Annotated in this window: 15 protein-coding genes; 3 read left to right on the forward strand and 12 right to left on the reverse strand. The window is 61.9% G+C overall.

Annotation, left to right across the window (positions count from 1 at the left end; genetic code table 11):
- Window positions 1-682: 682 nt before the first annotated feature.
- Both C1A15_RS15810 and C1A15_RS15815 read left to right on the forward strand, forming a co-directional pair.
- Window positions 683-1,813, forward strand: a complete 1,131-nt coding sequence (locus C1A15_RS15810) for an SLAC1 family transporter (RefSeq protein ID WP_180953124.1) — start codon at window positions 683-685, stop codon at window positions 1,811-1,813.
- Window positions 1,814-2,106: 293 nt separating this feature from the next.
- On the forward strand, window positions 2,107-3,078 hold the full coding sequence (locus C1A15_RS15815; protein ID WP_245865059.1) for a D-2-hydroxyacid dehydrogenase: 972 nt from the start codon (window positions 2,107-2,109) through the stop codon (window positions 3,076-3,078).
- 42 nt (window positions 3,079-3,120) lie between these two features.
- Here C1A15_RS15815 and C1A15_RS15820 read toward each other — a convergent pair whose 3' ends face one another.
- The 3 genes from C1A15_RS15820 to C1A15_RS15830 form a co-directional block, all read right to left on the reverse strand.
- On the reverse strand, window positions 3,121-4,380 hold the full coding sequence (locus tag C1A15_RS15820) for an MFS transporter (protein ID WP_101723455.1): 1,260 nt from the start codon (window positions 4,378-4,380) through the stop codon (window positions 3,121-3,123).
- A 28-nt stretch (window positions 4,381-4,408) separates the two neighbouring features.
- Complete coding sequence (locus tag C1A15_RS15825; RefSeq protein ID WP_101723456.1) at window positions 4,409-4,696, reverse strand: hypothetical protein; 288 nt, start codon at window positions 4,694-4,696, stop codon at window positions 4,409-4,411.
- A gap of 67 nt (window positions 4,697-4,763) precedes the next feature.
- Window positions 4,764-6,341 carry a phytoene desaturase family protein gene (locus tag C1A15_RS15830; protein WP_101723457.1) on the reverse strand — a complete coding sequence of 526 codons (1,578 nt, stop codon included), beginning with the start codon at window positions 6,339-6,341 and terminating at the stop codon, window positions 4,764-4,766.
- A gap of 321 nt (window positions 6,342-6,662) precedes the next feature.
- On the opposite strand from C1A15_RS15830, the gene C1A15_RS15835 reads away from it, so the two are divergent.
- Window positions 6,663-7,319: a hypothetical protein gene (locus C1A15_RS15835; protein ID WP_101723458.1), complete on the forward strand. Its 657-nt coding sequence runs from the start codon at window positions 6,663-6,665 to the stop codon at window positions 7,317-7,319.
- Between the two features lie 84 nt (window positions 7,320-7,403).
- Here the strand turns inward: C1A15_RS15835 and C1A15_RS15840 are convergent, their stop codons facing one another.
- The 9 genes from C1A15_RS15840 to C1A15_RS15880 all read right to left on the reverse strand — a co-directional run bounded on the left by C1A15_RS15840 (window position 7,404) and on the right by C1A15_RS15880 (window position 16,405).
- Entirely contained in the window at window positions 7,404-8,222 is an 819-nt protein-coding gene (locus tag C1A15_RS15840; protein ID WP_101723459.1) for a UTP--glucose-1-phosphate uridylyltransferase, read from the reverse strand.
- Window positions 8,223-8,407: 185 nt separating this feature from the next.
- Window positions 8,408-8,593, reverse strand: coding sequence for a hypothetical protein (locus C1A15_RS15845; RefSeq protein WP_101723460.1), 186 nt, complete (start codon window positions 8,591-8,593; stop codon window positions 8,408-8,410).
- A gap of 30 nt (window positions 8,594-8,623) precedes the next feature.
- On the reverse strand, window positions 8,624-9,394 hold the full coding sequence (locus C1A15_RS15850) for a cytochrome c biogenesis protein (RefSeq protein ID WP_101723461.1): 771 nt from the start codon (window positions 9,392-9,394) through the stop codon (window positions 8,624-8,626).
- A 15-nt stretch (window positions 9,395-9,409) separates the two neighbouring features.
- Window positions 9,410-10,126: a heme exporter protein CcmB gene (locus C1A15_RS15855; protein WP_101723462.1), complete on the reverse strand. Its 717-nt coding sequence runs from the start codon at window positions 10,124-10,126 to the stop codon at window positions 9,410-9,412.
- Window positions 10,127-10,843, reverse strand: a complete 717-nt coding sequence (locus C1A15_RS15860) for an ABC transporter ATP-binding protein (protein WP_425430955.1) — start codon at window positions 10,841-10,843, stop codon at window positions 10,127-10,129.
- Window positions 10,844-10,858: 15 nt separating this feature from the next.
- Window positions 10,859-13,093: a heme lyase CcmF/NrfE family subunit gene (locus C1A15_RS15865; protein ID WP_101723464.1), complete on the reverse strand. Its 2,235-nt coding sequence runs from the start codon at window positions 13,091-13,093 to the stop codon at window positions 10,859-10,861.
- A 53-nt stretch (window positions 13,094-13,146) separates the two neighbouring features.
- Entirely contained in the window at window positions 13,147-13,812 is a 666-nt protein-coding gene (locus C1A15_RS15870; RefSeq protein ID WP_101723465.1) for a cytochrome c maturation protein CcmE domain-containing protein, read from the reverse strand.
- A gap of 255 nt (window positions 13,813-14,067) precedes the next feature.
- A complete protein-coding gene (gene cgr1, locus C1A15_RS15875; RefSeq protein ID WP_101723466.1) occupies window positions 14,068-14,763 on the reverse strand; it encodes a cytochrome c-type protein Cgr1 in 696 nt (231 codons plus the stop codon).
- A 304-nt stretch (window positions 14,764-15,067) separates the two neighbouring features.
- Window positions 15,068-16,405 carry an ammonia-forming cytochrome c nitrite reductase subunit c552 gene (locus tag C1A15_RS15880; RefSeq protein ID WP_101723467.1) on the reverse strand — a complete coding sequence of 446 codons (1,338 nt, stop codon included), beginning with the start codon at window positions 16,403-16,405 and terminating at the stop codon, window positions 15,068-15,070.
- Window positions 16,406-16,546: the final 141 nt, after the last annotated feature.

Raw genomic sequence — 16,546 nt, forward strand, 5'->3', positions numbered from 1 at the left:
CCGTTTCACAAAACGCGCACGCCCACGTCATACGATGTTCGCGAACGTTTCGTATACTGGGTCCTGTAAACGAAAGGCTCCCCTCCTTTCAGTTTGCCTCTGCTTTACCCCCTTAGAAGCAGAGCGATGCGCAAGCGTCGCATCATCCCCCTCCTTGTGGCCCGGTGGAGCTCCCCTCTCCCCGGGCCGATCTGTTTCTCAGGGACGCGCACGCCACCCCCGCCCGCCCCCATCGCGCTGCGTGGCGCCGCGGCCATCCAGATGTTTCACGTGAAACATTTGTTCTGATTCCCCGTTCAGCGAATAACGTCCGACGAGAAGCGACTGACACGAACGCCCCGCCCCTTATGCATCCGACAGAAGCTCGGATGGCAAGTTTTCACCGGATTCGGACGTTTGCGGCCCGCCTTGGGCGAGCAAGGCGCTATCGGCACGACAGGGGTTTCTCGCGACCAGGCATTATGCGCGGCGGAGCGTCCCGGCGCGCCCGCGGCCCGGTCCGAGACGTCCGAGTCCGGTGAAAACTTGCCATTTCGGCGGCGCGACTATGCGCTGAGGGCACCTGTCGGAGACGAGGCCGGGCCGGGGAGTATGCGCCAAACGGGATAGCGTAACATTTGTTCTGATTGCCGCAAGGTGTATGATGATGACCGGACTACCGAGAGCAACTGGAAGGGGCTCCATGGCGTACCTCAAAGACAAGGTGTCGCGCTTGCCGCTGCCCGTGGTGCCTGCCACGCTGGGACTGCTCGTGCTGAGCGGGTTCTACGACACGCTGGGCTTCCCGCTCGTCCATTGGCTCGCCGTTATCGCGGCCACGATCGTGGTCCTGGCCTACTGCCTGAAAATCGCGTTCCACCTCCGAAGCGTCGTCGCGGCGGAGTACGCGAACCCCATGCTGGCCGCGCTGTACCCCACGGTGCCTATGCTCATCATGGTGCTGTGCGCATTCTACGCGCAGCTCGTGCCCGCGCTGTGGACGGCGGCCGAAGCGGTGTTCTTCATGATGCTCGGCGTGCTGACCGTGCATATCGCGGTGTTCTTCGTGCGCTTCTTCGTGCGACGCTTCGAGTGGAAGACGTTCATGCCCAGCTGGTACGTCACTACGAACGGCGTGATGGTGTCCACCGTGGCCGGCATGCAGTTCATGCCCGAACCGCTGGCGGCGGGCATCGTGGTGTGGGGCATCGTCATCTACGTGGCGCTCACGCCGTTCATGCTGTGGCGCATGAAGCGCTGCGAGGTCGCCGAAGCCATGATGCACTCGCAGGCCATCATGCTGGGGCCGTGCAGCATGTGCCTCGTGTCGTACGTCAACGCCTTCGCAGAGCCGAACCTCGTCGTGCTGGCGCTGCTGTTCGCCTGCGTCGTGGTGTCGCTGGGCTACGTGATCGTGAAGCTGCCGAAGTTCTTCAGCGTGCAGTTCCATCCCGGTTATGCGGGCATGACCTTCCCCATGGCCGTAGGCTTGCTGGCCACGAACGGGTTCGCGTCGGCCTTTGCGGCTGCGGGCTACGCCGACGTCGCCTGGGTCGCCCAGCAGATCGGCGGCGTGCAGCTGCTGTTGACCACCACCATCGTGGCCGTGGTGTCCGCACGCTTCCTGGGCATGCTCGCAGCGGGCCTGCGGCGCGACCGCGCCGAGGGCGCGCTGGCGCCCGAGCAGCTGGCCGCGCTGCAAGCTGTGCGAGCGTATCTGCGCCGTGGGTCGAGGGCGATCGAGAACCCCGCCGCTGCGGAGGAGTTCGTGCCCATGGCCGCCGGCGTCGATTGCGCGATCGACTGCGACGAAGGCGCGAGCGCCTCCGCGTAGGCAAGGCCCGTCAAGCGGCTCACGGGTTTTTCCCTATGTTTTCGCGTCATGTTTACCTATCTGTTACTTTCAAGGCCCCCAATTCACAAAACATGCACGTGTACGTCATATGATATTCAATGTCAACTTTTATAATGGCTTCAGCAAACGAAAGGCTCCCCTCCTTTTCAGTTTGCATCTGCTTACCCCTTAAAGCAGAGCGGTACCCAATAGGTACCGCATCATCCCCTCCTTGTGGCCCGGTGGAGCTCCCCTCTCCCCGGGCCGATCCTTTTTCTCGGGAAGGAACGCCTATGAAACCCATGAACATCGTGGTTCTCGAAGGATACGTGAACAACCCCGGCGATCTCAGCTGGAACGCGCTTGAGTCGTACGGCACCGTCACCGTGTACGACCGTACATCGCGCGACCAGCTGGCGCAGCGCGTGGCCGAAGCGGACATCGCCGTGTCGAGCAAAGTGATCTGGGACGCCGAAGCGCTCGGCTGGGCGCCGCACCTCAAGATGATCGCGCTCACCTCGACCGGCTACAACGTCGTCGACCTCGACGCGGCGCGAGAACGAGGCGTGACGGTGTCGAACGTTCCGGCGTACTCCACGCCCGACGTGGCACAGATGACGTTCGCGCTGCTGCTTGAGCTATGTCTGCACGTGGGCGAGCATTCGCAGCTCGTCATGGACGGCGGCTGGACGCGCGCCAAGGATTTCTCGTTCTGGAACACGCCGCTCGTGGAGCTGGCGGGAAAGACGATGGGAATCGTCGGCATGGGCAGCATCGGCCAAGCGGTGTGCCGCATCGCCCGCGCCTTCGGCATGCTCGTGGTGTTCGAGAATCGCTCGCCCAAGCCGCAATTCGAAGGAGACGGCGTGCGCCAGGTGGAGCTCGACGAGCTGCTGGCCGTCTCCGACGTGGTGAGCCTGCACGTGCCGGCGACCCCCGCGACCGACCGCATGATGAACGAGCGCACCATCGCGCAGATGAAGGACGGCTCCTACCTGCTGAACACCGCGCGCGGCACGCTCGTGGACGAGCAGGCCGTGGTGGACGCGCTGCGCTCGGGCAAGCTGGCCGGTTTCGCAGCCGACGTCGTGTCGGTGGAGCCCATGCGCGCCGACAACCCCTTGCTGCAGGCCAAGGGGCAGAACATCGTCGTGACGCCCCACATCGCCTGGGCCACCCACGAGGCCCGCGCCCGCCTGCTGGCCACGGTAGCCGCCAACGTGGGTGCCTTCGTCGAGGGGCACCCGCAGAACGTGGTGGAGTGACGTCTGCCGCCGCCCGTCCCACGCGGCGGCAGACCCGTCATCCTAGCGCTCCGGAATGTTCTTCCGGGCGTTGAGGGCGAGGACGCCGAACAACGCCACGAGGATCGCGCCGGCGATGCCAATGATGAACACGTTCGAGAATCCCGCCGCGTCGACGATGAAGCCCCATACGCTCGCGGCGAACGCACCGGCCAGCGATCCCACCATCGCGATGCGCGAATAGATGGTCGAGTACTCCCGCGTGCCGAAGATCGTGCGCACCATGAGCGGCGCCAGCACGGTCGCGCTCGCGTAGAACACGCCGAACGCGAACCCTCCCGCCAGCATGGCCGGCACCGAGCCCGGAACCAGCCACATGACGGCGAGGCCGAGCGCGCCGCACCCGGTGGACACGAACAATCCGGCGTACACGCTGGCCTTGTCGTTGATGATGCCGAGCACCACCTTGCCGATAGCCTGCCCAAGCATCGCCGCCGAGGCCAACGTCGCCGAGATCGCCACGACGTCGGGATACTGGGTGAGCGACGTCGCATACGACGGCAGGTACTGGTAAAAGTTGATGGCAAGGTTGATGAGCCCGGCGAATATGGCAACAAGGAAGAACGCCGCCGTCCTCAAAGCGACGGCGGCCGTGGCGCCGTTCATATCCTCGGCCCCTGCGCTGCCCGGCGCAGCTTCCCCCGCCCCCACCGGCTCAAGCCCCTTGTCGCTGGGATAGCTCCGAACGCAGAACAGCGTGAAGGGCAGCGCCAACGCCAAAGCGATGACGCCGAACGCCAAGTACCCCATACGCCATCCGTCGGGGCCGCTTGCAATGAAAGCGCCTCCCACCAGGTTGAACACCACCCCGCCAATGCCCGTGAACGACATGCACAAGCCGATGTAGAAGCCCACGTTTTTCCGAAACCACCGATTGATCAACGTCGGAACCGACAGGATCAACAGAGCCGCCAGCCCGACGCCCATGAACGCGCCGGCCACGTAGAACTGCCACACCGCCGTGAAGAACGACATGCAGATGAGCGGCACGCCGATCAGCACCACTGCCGCCGAGAGGACCACGCGCAGATCCTTCGTTTCCATCAGCTTGCCCTCGAACGGCAGCGCGATCGTCGTTGCCAGCAGCATGATGGTGAGGTAGAGCGCGAACACGCCCCTGCCCACCCCCAGCGCCTCGCTCACCGGCGTGAAGAAAATGCCGGCGCAGCTGAGGGCGAGCGCGCAAGGCGCGAAGCATCCGACGATGCCCGTCGCCACCACGAGATACGGAAAGAAACTCTTCTTTCCCTGCGAAGTTCCCATACCATCCTCCTCTCATTCCAGAGCGGCGTCACCTTTTCGGCGAGGCCCCTTTCTTCTGCTCCCTTTTCCATGCCCGAACGGCCTTCGGAACGCGTTTGCCGAACGCCATGATCGGCGACTTGTTCTCCCAGATGACCGGCCAACCAGCCGCGATATCCTCGGCTCCGATCACCACGTCCATCCGCATGCTGTCGAGCGCTTTGCAGTCCATGATCAGTTTCTCCCCATCGAATTTCATGCCGAACACTTCGACAACGGGGCTCCCATCCTCTGTGCGAGCCACAATCGAGGGCTTCTTCTGAGGTTTTCCCGCCATGATTCACCTCCTTGTCTAATCGATGGGGAGGGGCGGCGAACCACGGCGTCCCTCCCCGATCGAGCGGCTATTTCACGACATCGCGGAAGTCCACGCCGTAGTCTTCCAGCACCTTCTGAACGCCCGCACGCGCACCCGCCGCGATGCCGCCGCCGGGATGGCTGGAGCTGCCGAGGAAGTACAGGTTCTCGATATCGCCGTGATACAGGTGACCCTTGCCGACGATTGGACGCATGTCGTACATCTGGCTGGGCTGCATGCCGATCTGGCCGATGTCGCCGTGCTTGAACGCCGGATCCCATTCCGTGTACTCGAGCGGCGTCAAGCCCCATTTGGCAATGATGTCGTCGTCGGTGATGTTCGTCGTCATGCTCTTGAAGAAGTCCCATACCTGCTTCTTCAGCTCGTCGCCGCGCGTCTCCCAGTTGCGCCAGTCGCCGTCGAGGTTCCACGGCGCGTAGCTGTACACGTTCACCACGCTGTGGCCTTCGGGGCAGCGCGTGGGGTCGGTGAGCGACGGGATGGTTATGAGGGGCAGCTTCGGATTGAACCCGCCGAGCGTGTACATGCTGAACGTCTCCAGGTATTCGGGCTCCCACGGGGCAGCTTCGATGCAGAACGTCTTGTTCACTTCGGGACCCGTCTTGAACTCGGGCACCTTGCTCAAAGCGAAGGCCTGGTTGAGCGCCATGAAGTCGCAGTGCTTGAGGATCTTGACGTAGTGGGCGTCTTCGACCGGCGCGTCATCGCCCAGCATGTCGAACACGTCCTTGATGTTGATGGTGCTGACCACGGCGTTCTCAGCGATGTACTCGTCGCCGCTCTTCGTGCGCACGCTCTTCACCTCGCCGCCGGCCACGGTGATCTCGTCGACCCACGCGTTCTCGAACAGATCGGCGCCGTTGTCCTCGCAGCACGCCTTGAGGGCGTTCACGAAGTTGATGCAGCCGCCCTTCGGGAACGGCGCTCCGGGGTTCGCCGGATCGTGCAGCCCTGCGGTGAAGTACAGCAACGACGCTGTTCCGATGGCGCGCGGGTCGATCATCATCTCGGTGCACCAACGGGTGAAGGTGACGCGCGCCTGCTCGCTTTCGAACCATTCCTCGACGATCTGCTGCGCCGACGAGTTGAGAACGCGCTGGAATTCGCGGCCTTCAGGGCTCATGCTCATGACGTTCATCATGGCGCCGTACGGAGGGGGCGGGGATTGGGAGCCGATGCCGGCAACCGACAGCATCTTGGTCATGTACTGGTTGAATTCAAGGTACGTCTCGGCGTCCTTTTCGGAAAACTTCGCGATGTTCTGGCACGACTGGTCGATGTCTTTCGTCATGACCAAGTTCGTATCGTCCGGGAAGATCGAGCAGAACAGCGAATCGAGGTAGCAGTACTCTAATCCGTATTTCGAGAACAGTCCCAGTTCGTCACCGCGGACGATAGGGGTCTTCGAGATCATGTTATGCACCATGCCGCCCGTGTCGGCAATGTAGCCGGGTGCGATCTCCTGCGATCGCGTGCCGCCGCCGAACTCATCGTTGGCCTCCAAACAGCACACCTTGAATCCCGCCTTCGCCAGATATGCCGTGGTCAACAAGCCGTTGTGACCGCCTCCGAGCACCACGAAATCGTATGTTCCTCCAGCCATGTCTCTCCTCCTTCTTGATGAAGATGCAAGCGCGCTCGGCGCCCTCAAAGCGGGTGCGACCCGCCATCCTCGAGGTGACTGGAGTATATGTAATTGTGCATGTGAACAAATATGACCAGACTTTTGAAACTGGGTTCTGATCGGCTGAAACTATGACCAGTTCGCTCAAACTGGGTCGTTTTTTCGGGTATCAAGAACCACATTCGGGGAAGTGGGTGACACTTCTCGGGAAGGTTTTTTATGCACCCTCTTATAATGGGGCAATCAACCACTCCCGACTCTCTCAGAAAACGAAACGTCCTTCGCAAGGAGTGATGGTCAGTGAGCGTCAAGGATGCCCGGAAGCAAGAATTCGCTGCCACGTTCATGCGCCTCGTCACGGATTCCCCGCCTAACCGGCGGGTGAGCGTCGTGGACATCACCAACGCCATGGGCTGCGAGCGCAAGACGTTCTACTACTATTTCGAGAACGTCGACGATCTCATCATCTGGATATTCCGCTCGTCGTTCAAGCGAACCGTCGAGACGGAATTCAGCGGGTGCACCTTGGTCAAGCCCCATCCCGACCTGCATGATCCGTATGGCGACTGGCCGTTTTACGTGAGGATCGAGGCGGAAGACCGATTCCTGGAGCAAGGACCGTACTTCAAGACCATATCGCACCACTGGGTGGACAACCGTGAATACTACGCCAGCATGTTTCGCACCGACAAACGCTCGTACAACAACCTATTCGTCTACCTGGTGCAGCTGTACGTGCCGGCAGTCAAAGACGATATCCGCTACATGCTGGGCAGCAAGGTGGTTCCGCCAGACGTGTTGAATTTCTTGGCCGAATACCATGTCATGGGCATTTTCGGGAGGCTTCAGTGGCACTTCGGCCACACGCACCAAGACATCATGCAAAGCGCGCTCGACCCCTATTGGAATTACGCGCACACGTGCATCAAGCGCACGATCGACCACCTGGCGCAATAGAGCGTTGAGGGCGAAAGCATTCGCAAACAATCAGCGGGGCCGAGGACGAGCATGCGTCCTCGGCCCCATGCGATCGAGGGTTCCTTACCCGTTCTTGCGGGCGAACAGCACGTTATTCGTTTCGAGCCAGCTTTCCACGGTGCCGGTGTCGAAGCCGTCGGCCGGGTCGATGACGAGCGCGTACATCTCCTCCTCGCGCAGCACGGCGTCGAGCGCGTCGGTCAGCTGGATCTCGCCGCCCACGCCGGGCTCCACATCAGCCAGAAGCTCCATCACGCGCGCGCTCAGCAGGTAGCGGCCGAACACGGCCAGGTTCGAAGGCGCATCCTCGAGCGCCGGCTTTTCCACAAGCGCGTCCACCTTCCACACGTCCGGCTCGCCCTCCACAGCCGCGCCCGCGATGACGCCGAAGCGGCTCACCTGGTCGTCCGGCACCGGCATGACCGCGATGACGCTGGCACCGCCATGCGCGTCGGACACCTCCTGCATGCGCGGCAGCATCTTGTTGTCAGGCACCAGCACGTCGCCCAGCAGCACGTAGAACGGCTCGTCGCCGGTCTTCTCGGCAGCGCAGCGCACCGCATGCCCCAGGCCCAGCGCCTCGTCCTGGTACACGTAGCTCACGTTGTAGTCGCCCACGCGCTCCACCGCGTCGGCGTACGCGTCCTTCCCGCGTGTGCGCAGCAGCTCCACGAGCTCCGGGTTCGGCGTGAAGTGCTCCTCGATGGCCTTCTTCTCGCGGCTGTTGATGATGACCACCTCGTCGGCATCCGACGCGAGGCCCTCCTCCACGACATACTGAATGGCCGGACGGTCCACCACGAGCAGCATTTCCTTGGGCTGCGCTTTCGTGGCGGGCAGGAAGCGCGTGCCGAGGCCGGCAGCGGGAATGAGAGCCTTCATAGGGGAACCTTTCTTCTATAGCGCGCACGCAGCGCCGCGCGATCGGCAGATCGCCGCGAATGTTTCACGTGAAACATTCGTTCGTGCCAACGACGCAGCCAACGTACGCGAAGCGCCGCAGAAGCGGCGCCTCGTTCATTGCGTTCGATTATTGTAGCACGAGCGAAAAGCCCGTCGCTATCCTGCTACTTGGCTTGCAACTCGGCAACGGCTTCTTCCAAAACAGCCATCTGCTTCTCGGCCTTTTTGTAGCTCAGCATAATGACGAGCATGTATACCAGAATAGCCACCCACATCAGCACATACGCCCCGATGACGAACGGCATTGACGGAGCAACGGTGCTGTAAATCTCTTCGAGAACCGGATTCATGGCAAATCAACCTTCCTTCAAGTGAAACCCTTAGTCTTCCAACTGCTCCTTCAGAGCTTCAACGCGTTCGGTCAGGCGAACCTGGCGGAAGCGGAAACGGTACAGCGCAAACCCGATCATGAGGATGCCGAGCAGACAGAACATGAGCGTGATGCCCATGTCGCTCGACATGCCGCCCTCGCGCACAACCACCGGGTGAATGCTCGAGGGGATGAGACGCGTCACCATGAAGCAGATCGGCACGTCGATAAGAGCGATAATGCTGAGCACCGCACCGTACGTTGCACGACGCTCGGGTTCGTCGATAGCATTGCGCAGGATGAAGTACGCGATGATGATGAGCATCAGGATGAGGTACGTCGTCAAGCGGGGATCCCAAGTCCACCACACGCCCCACTCGAACCGCGTCCACAAGTCACCCGTGATCATCGTGCACACGACGAACAAAAGAGCGATTTCCATCGCGATCTTCGAGCACGTGTCGAAGCGGCGGTTCTTCGTCATAAGGAAGCGCACCGCGTAGTAACCCGCGAACGCGAGCGCCACGAACGACGTGATCGCAACCGGCATGTGGAAGTAGAAGATCTTCTGCGACAACAGCAACACGTTGGTCACCATCTGGCCGCCGATCATCTCGACGCCGTTCACCGCGGCGCCATTGACAGGTGAGGCCCAGAGGAATGCCAGCAAAAAGCCGATCGTCGACAGCACGGCGCCCGCAACGAGCACCGCCGGCGCAATCCGGTCGGGCCACTGGCCCGCCTCCGGAAGCTTGAGCGCCTTTTTCGTTCCCTCAGTCATACGGCTCCTTCTCTCTTAAGCGCTAATTACGAAATCGTACAGAACCCACGATGCGAGGATCATGATCACGTCGTAACCGCCCGCAAGCGCCAACGACGTCAACATCACGTCAGCATACCCCTCCGCGCCCACAATGGCCGCAGTAGTCGCAGACACGCACGCGTACAGCAGCGGAAAAATCAGCGGGATGAACAGCACGGCCAGCATGACGTCCTTGCCGCGCGTGTTGATGGTGATGGTCGACAGCAGCGTTCCGATGCCCGCCACGCCAACGGTGCCGATGAGCAACGGCACCACGAGCAGCCAGAAGCTCTCCGACGGCGTGGTGGTGGTTAGGAAGAAGAAATAGAACAGCGGCACCGCGATCACTTCCACCACCAGCAGGAACAGGAGGTTCGACGTTGCCTTTGCCAGGAAAACGACCGAACGGTCCATCGGCACGAGCAGGATGCCCTCGAGACAGCCCTGCTCCTTCTCGTGGGCAAACGAGCGGTTGAGCCCCAGCAGCGACGTGAACACGATGAGCGCCCACAGAAGACCGCCGCTCATCTGCAATACGTCGGTCGTTTGCGAGGTTTGGGCAAGGGCTGCGCCGTACACGATGATCACCAAAAGCGCGTAGATGCCCATGGAGGTGAGCATCTCCTTCGTGCGGAATTCCTGCTCCAAATCCTTGCGCAGTAGCGTTTTGTACTGCTGGAACGTCGAGGGCTTCTTCAGCGTGACTGCCATTTACGCCACCCCCATGCCAACCGTCGAGCGGTACAGGGCCGAGAACTCGTCGAAATCGAACGCGCCCTTCTCGTCGAACGCGACCACCTTGCCCTTCGCCAGCACGAGCGCATGCGTGCACATGGCGAAGCCCTTCTGCAGGTCGTGGCTCACCATGACGAACGTGCGGCCCTCGCGCTGCTGCTCGATGAGCTCGTCGAAGATCTCCACCGCGTGCGGGTCGAGGCCCGAGTACGGCTCGTCCAAGAACACGACATCGGGGTCGTGGATGAGCGCGCGGGCGATGCTCAGGCGCTGCGTCATGCCGCGCGAGAACGTGCGCACCACGTCAAGGCGGCGATGCTTGAGCTCCACCGCCTCCAAAAGCTCCAGGACGCGCGCCTCGGGGTTTTCCACCCCGTAGAGGCGCGCGTAGATCAGCAGGTTCTGCTCCGCCGTCAGATCAGGGTAGAGCATCGAGTTGTGCGAGATGAGGCCGATGTGGTCACGCGCCTTGTCGGGCTCGTCCTTCAGATCCACGCCCATGAGCGTGGCCTCCCCCGACGTGGCCCGCGACAGCGTGGACAGCACGCGCAAGAGCGTCGTCTTGCCCGCGCCGTTCGGTCCGAAGATGGACAGGAACGCGCCACGGGGCACCTCGATCGACACGTTGTCGACGGCCCGGCGATTGCCGAACACCTTCGAGAGCTTCTTCGTTTTGATCGCAGGTTCCACCACGGCCTCCATGACGGATTACGCCTCGTCTTTCGCAGGCTCGAGCTTCTCGGCCTTCTCCACCACGATGGCATCGGCGTCCACGCCCTTCGGCGCCTCCGTGTCGTCGGCAAGCTTGCGCTTCGCGCCGCGGCGGCCGACGGTGGCGATGAGCACGCCCGCCATCAGCAAGCCGAAGCCGACCCACACTTGCGAGATCAAGGGGTTCACGCGCACGTCCATCGAGAAGTCGCCGTCCTCGTTCACGCCGCGGTACACCACGAACAGGTCCTCGGTCGGGAACGAGATGACGCTCGCCACGAGCTTCTGCTGCTGCGTGGACTGGACGAACTGCACGGTGGGACTCACCGCGCCCACGAACTCGCCGTCCTTGTACACGTCGAAGTTCACCGTGTACAGGATGTCGTCGTCGTTGGCCTGCGGGTCGATGTTGTTGCCCGTGTAGCGCAGCTCGAAGTCCTGGATGACGAACGGCTCGGAAGCCGTGTCGGTGGCCTCGTCGTACTTCACGTAGCCTACCTTCTCGGTCACGTACATGGACGAGCCGATGAGGCCCACGAGGATCACGGCCATGCCCAGGTGGGCGACGAAGCCGCCGAACGTGGACGCGCGATTCACCAGCATGCCCCAAGCCGACGCCAGCACGTTGCCGCCGTGGCCCTTCTGGTAGCCGCGGATGGCGCGGCCCAGCATGAACAGCGAGTTGAAGAACAGCAGGCTGGCCACCAGCAGGCCCACCACGGCCACGCCGTTGTAGTACCACGAGGGACCCTGCTCCAAAAGACCGTCGGCCTCAGTGCCGCCCGCGGCCAGGATGGCGTTGTAGCTGGGCAGGAGGTAGGTGACGAAGTAGACCATGAGCACGGCGAACAGCACGACAGCGCAGATGGCCGGGATACGGGCGCGCTTCCAGAACTGCTTGCCCTCCGTGCGGCCCCACGAAAGCAGCGGGCACACGGCCAGGATGGCCAGGTAGATCACGCCGAGGGGGCGCGCGATGGCGTTGTACGTGCCGGCCGACACCGACTGACCGCCGAACGGCAGGATCGTAGGCAGCGCCGACGAGATCGTCAGGTACGTCAGCAGCACGGCGAAGACGACCATGATGACGTTGTTGAAGTAGTACGCGGCGTCCTTCGACAGCATGTTCTCCACGTCGTCGGCGCCGGAACCGGCCGGGCCGAAGCTCTTCCACCGCACGGCGAGGCCCACGATACCGGCCAGGATGGAAGCGCCGATGAGCACGCCGAACAGCGCGAGCGACACCGGGTCGCCCTCGAAGGCGTGCACCGACTGCACGAGGCCCGAGCGCGAGATGAACGTACCCACGATGACGAACGCGAACGTCAGGCACGCGCACATCACCGACCAGCGCTTGAACGCGCCGCGCTGACGGTACACGGTGAAGCTGTGGATGAGCGCCACGCCGACGATCCACGATAGCAAGCTGGCGTTCTCGACGGGGTCCCAACCCCAGTAGCCGCCCCAGCCGAGCACGACGTACGCCCAAATGGCACCCAGGCCGATGCCCACGCCGAGGAAGAACCAGGAGAACAGCGTGTAGCGCTGCGAGCGCACGACCCACTCCTTGGAGGAGTCGTTCACGATGATGGCGGCGATGGCGTACGCGAACGGGATGGTGAGGCCCGCGTAGCCCACGAACAAGGTGGGCGGATGGATGGCCATGGCCCAGTGCTCGAGCAGCGTGTTCATGCCGAGCACCGACGCGGCGCTCGTCAGGTTGCCCGAGCCGTCGAAGTACTTGGCCGGCGTGGCCGTGAACGGCATGTTGCTCTCGGAGAACAGCAGCACGCCCACGAACGCGGCCATCACGAGCTGCGACACGAGCAGCGCCATGGAATCCAGCTTACGGCCCGACTTCATGTTGCGCACGGCGACCACAGAGTTGAACAGCGAGATGAGCCACGCCCAGAACAAGAGCGAGCCTTCGCGGCCGGCCCACAGGCCCGACAGCTTGTAGAGCCACGCGAGGTCGCTCGAGGAATCGCTGTGGTAGCGCAGCACGTAGTCGATGCTGTAATCGCCAGCGAAGAAGCAGTACACCAGAATGGCGCAGCACACGGTGAGGGCCACCGTGGACAGCAGCACGGCCACATGGCCGCCCCAGGTGAGCGTTTCGCCCACGCCGCCGGGCTTCTTGCGGGACAGAATGGCTCCCGCAATCAGGCACACGACGGATACCACCACGCCGGCAAACGCGACGAGCAGTCCGATCAAACCTATTGTTGGCATGTACTATCCTTTCGGGGGCGGCGCGAGGCCGCCCCTCATTTCAATGGAGCGACTTAGCCTTCGAGGGCCACTTCGGTCGCGGCGAACTTGCCCTGCGCGTTCATGGAACCGGTCAGGACGAGCGAGGAGCCGTCCTTCACCTCGTCCGAGATCGCGTCATCAAACAAGACGGGGAGCTCTTCCCCGTTTTCGGGGTCGACGAGCACGAAGCGATCGCCCTCGCCCGCCGCCTTCAGCGTGCCGTCCTTCACCGTGCCGGCCACCTTCACCGGCTTGTCGACGACCTCGTCACCGTACCCCGTCAACTGGGAAACCGTGAGCGCGTTCGTGGCGTTCTCGTATTTGGACGGGCACTTGGTCACCAGCTCGCTGGCGCTCAGCACGCCGTCCTGGCCCATCTTGCCCGTGCAGATCGCCGTCACGTCGTTGCCGAACGTGGCCGAAACGCCGCCTTCGTAGCGCACGCGAAGCTGCTGGGTCGCGTCCCCGCTCGGATCGTAGATGTCGAACGTCAGCACATCGTCCTCGGTCACGAACGAATTCTCGACGACGTTGCCACTCACTTGGACTTTCTGGTCCGCGTAGTTACCCGTCGCAGCCTCCGCCACCGACACGGTCTTCGCGGAGCTCGTACCGCCCACGACGGCCAAAATGACCACCAGCACGATGACGATGACCCCGGTCACCACAACCATGCGGCGCTTCGTTTTCGCGTTCACGCTCGCCTCCTTATACGTCTCTCTCCAACACGTCATTTTCACGTACCTCAAAGTTCCGAGGAGCGCAATGGCTCGGAATTCAAAGATTCACCATGCACGGCGCGCGAGGCGCCTCGAACGGGAGCTTTACAGCCACCATTTCGTTCTTCGGACCTTTGACAAAAGGAGCCCGTCCAAGCGTTTGATTGCGCTTCGGCGGGCTCCCTCTTGCTTATTCAGTTCTCTGCTCGCGAACGAGCGGTGATGCTTGGTGGCTTACGCCGCCGAAAGCTTGTTGGCCTCGGCAACCGTCAGCCAGCCCTCCGGCACTTCGGCTTCGCTGTGGCACTGCGTGCAGTACATCACGGAAGCGCGGTGCGCCTTGTGGCACTCGCTGCACTCGATCTCGCCGTGCTGCGGCTGATGCGGGTTGAACTCCATGTCGCTCGTGGCCTTGATCAGGTCGTCGCGCGTCAGGTTGTGGCAGCTCTCGTTCAGGCAGAACTCGTCGGCGTCAACGCCGCGAGCCTCGGTCAGCATCTCCGTGTCGCGCTCTTCAAGCGGGTACACGTAGTTGCCGGTAACCCAGTTCATGCCCTCGGACATCTGCTCGCTCAGCGTCGGCACATGGCAGGCCATGCAGTCCTTGCCCTGAGCCTTGTGCGAGACGGCCAGCATCGCGTTCGTGTTGGCAACTTCGTTGCCCCACTTGTCGACGCCCGCCGTGCCTGCTTCCTGCTCGTACGTTTCCAAGTACTCGTCCATCGGCGTGTGGCAGATGGCGGCGCAGAAGCTCGGCTGCTCGTGCCAAACCCAGAAGCCGGCACCGGCTGCAATCAAGACAACCACGACAACGCCCACGACGATGGGCCACTTCTTTCCCTTTTTCTTGGGAGCGGCTTCCTCGGTCGTAGAGCCCTCGGTCGCAGGTGCCTCAGTGGCGGCTTCCACTTTGGTTTCCTCTTCGCTCATGCTCTCTAACCCCCTTTCGATTCTCTCGTCTTGCATTTCCGTTGCTTCCGTTACAAGCCGGCATCGATTTCGGTGCCAAACGGAAACACAAGCACTTTACCACATGCATACTACCGGTCAACCGACAAAAAACCTATCACCCATTTGGGGGGAATTAGCCCGGATTGCCCCCGTTTTTCGTGTGATACAGCCCTTTTCGGCAGAATTTTCAAAGTAAAGAGGTTGAAACTCCCAAGACGGGGAAAGGAAGCCAGGCTTCCTTTCCCCGTCCCTCGAAAGACGTTGGAGAGAACGTCGTAGTCGGCTATGCGAGCATCGTCAGAGCTTCGTCGACGGCGGCCTCGGCCTTGTCGAGCGTCTCGTCGGTCAGCTTGGAGTTATGCGCTCCCTCGCTGTTTTCAACCATCACGAAATCCCAGTAGAACTGAGCGTTGCGCTGGAGCTTCTGAAGCTTGGCAAGCTCCTCGGACGCAGCGGGGATGTCGGTCTTGGCCTCGCTGGCAGCCTTCATGGCGGCGATCTCGTCGGCATACTTCTCGGCGATCTTGCCAGTCATGTCTTCGATCTTCTCGCTGATGGCGGTCACGCGCTCTTCCTCATGCGCCTGGATGTCCTTGACCTGCTTCTCCAGGTCGTCATGGCACTTGCTGCAGTCGTTCTCCATCAGTTCCTTGTTCTCGAGCGGGCTCGTCCAGTTGTGGGACGTGTACTCGCCGTTCGCGCCCTCGGAGGGAGCCATGTGGCAATCCGCGCAGCCGTAGCCGGTCTTGGCCATCGGAGCCTGGGTGCCGCCGTACATGGTCTCGAACTCGGGGTGCTGAACCTTGATCATCGGAGCGAACGTGTCAGCGTGGTTCCAGTCCTTGAAGTTCTTCTCGTCGTAGTACGCGAGGATGGCGTCCGGGGTCATCTGATCGAGGCCCGTGTAGGGGTTCATCGTTTCCTTGGTCTCGCCATCGAAGTAGTACTCGTTGTGGCACTGGCCGCACACCTGGGCGTTCATCGGGGCCTTGCTGCCCTCGCCGTAGTCCTTGCCGAGCGAGTCCACGAAGTACGAACCGGTGACGTTGAGCGTCTGCGGGTCGTTCTCATGGCAGTTGTAGCAGCTGATCGGCTCGTCGAACTTGTCGATCAGGTCGTTGAACTTCTCCTTGTACACGTCCTTGCCTTCACTGTTCACCATAGCCGTGAACTGCGGGGTCTTGCAGGTGATGCAGCCGGCGAGCTGCTCCTTCTTCGTGGTACGCGGGGTTTCCTTCACCATCTGCAGCGTGTACAGGTGGCTCGCAGCCTCATCGTAGCCCAGCGCGAACGCGTAGCCCTTGTACATAGTGTTCAGAGCCGGGTACAGCTCCAGATAGTTGTGCTTCTCGCCACCGTTCTGCAGGGGCTTGTTGGACTCGTTCTCCTTGTACGAAGCGTACTGATCCGGATACGCGTCCTTCCACGATTCAGCGGTGACAACGCCGAACTCGTCCGCCTCAGGAGTTTCCACCTGAACCGGTTTGCTCTCGTCTGCCTTCTGGTCCGTCTTGTCGTCTGTAGTTGTCTGGGGCGCGCATGCGACCAACCCCATGACCATACCAAACGCACACACGGAGGCGGTCCAGACGGCAAGTTTGTTCCTCTTAGTCTTAGCCATACATTCTCCTCCCTTCGACTGACGATCTCTCCTCCACAAAATATACAACCTTTATCAACGGAATGCGCGAGAATCGGCGGTCTTGGGGGATTCCCACCAACCTCCTAGGGAAAAACCCTAGCTAACTATTCGCAGGTCAGA

It is taken from the genome of Eggerthella timonensis (genome assembly GCF_900184265.1).
Classification (GTDB): domain Bacteria; phylum Actinomycetota; class Coriobacteriia; order Coriobacteriales; family Eggerthellaceae; genus Eggerthella; species Eggerthella timonensis.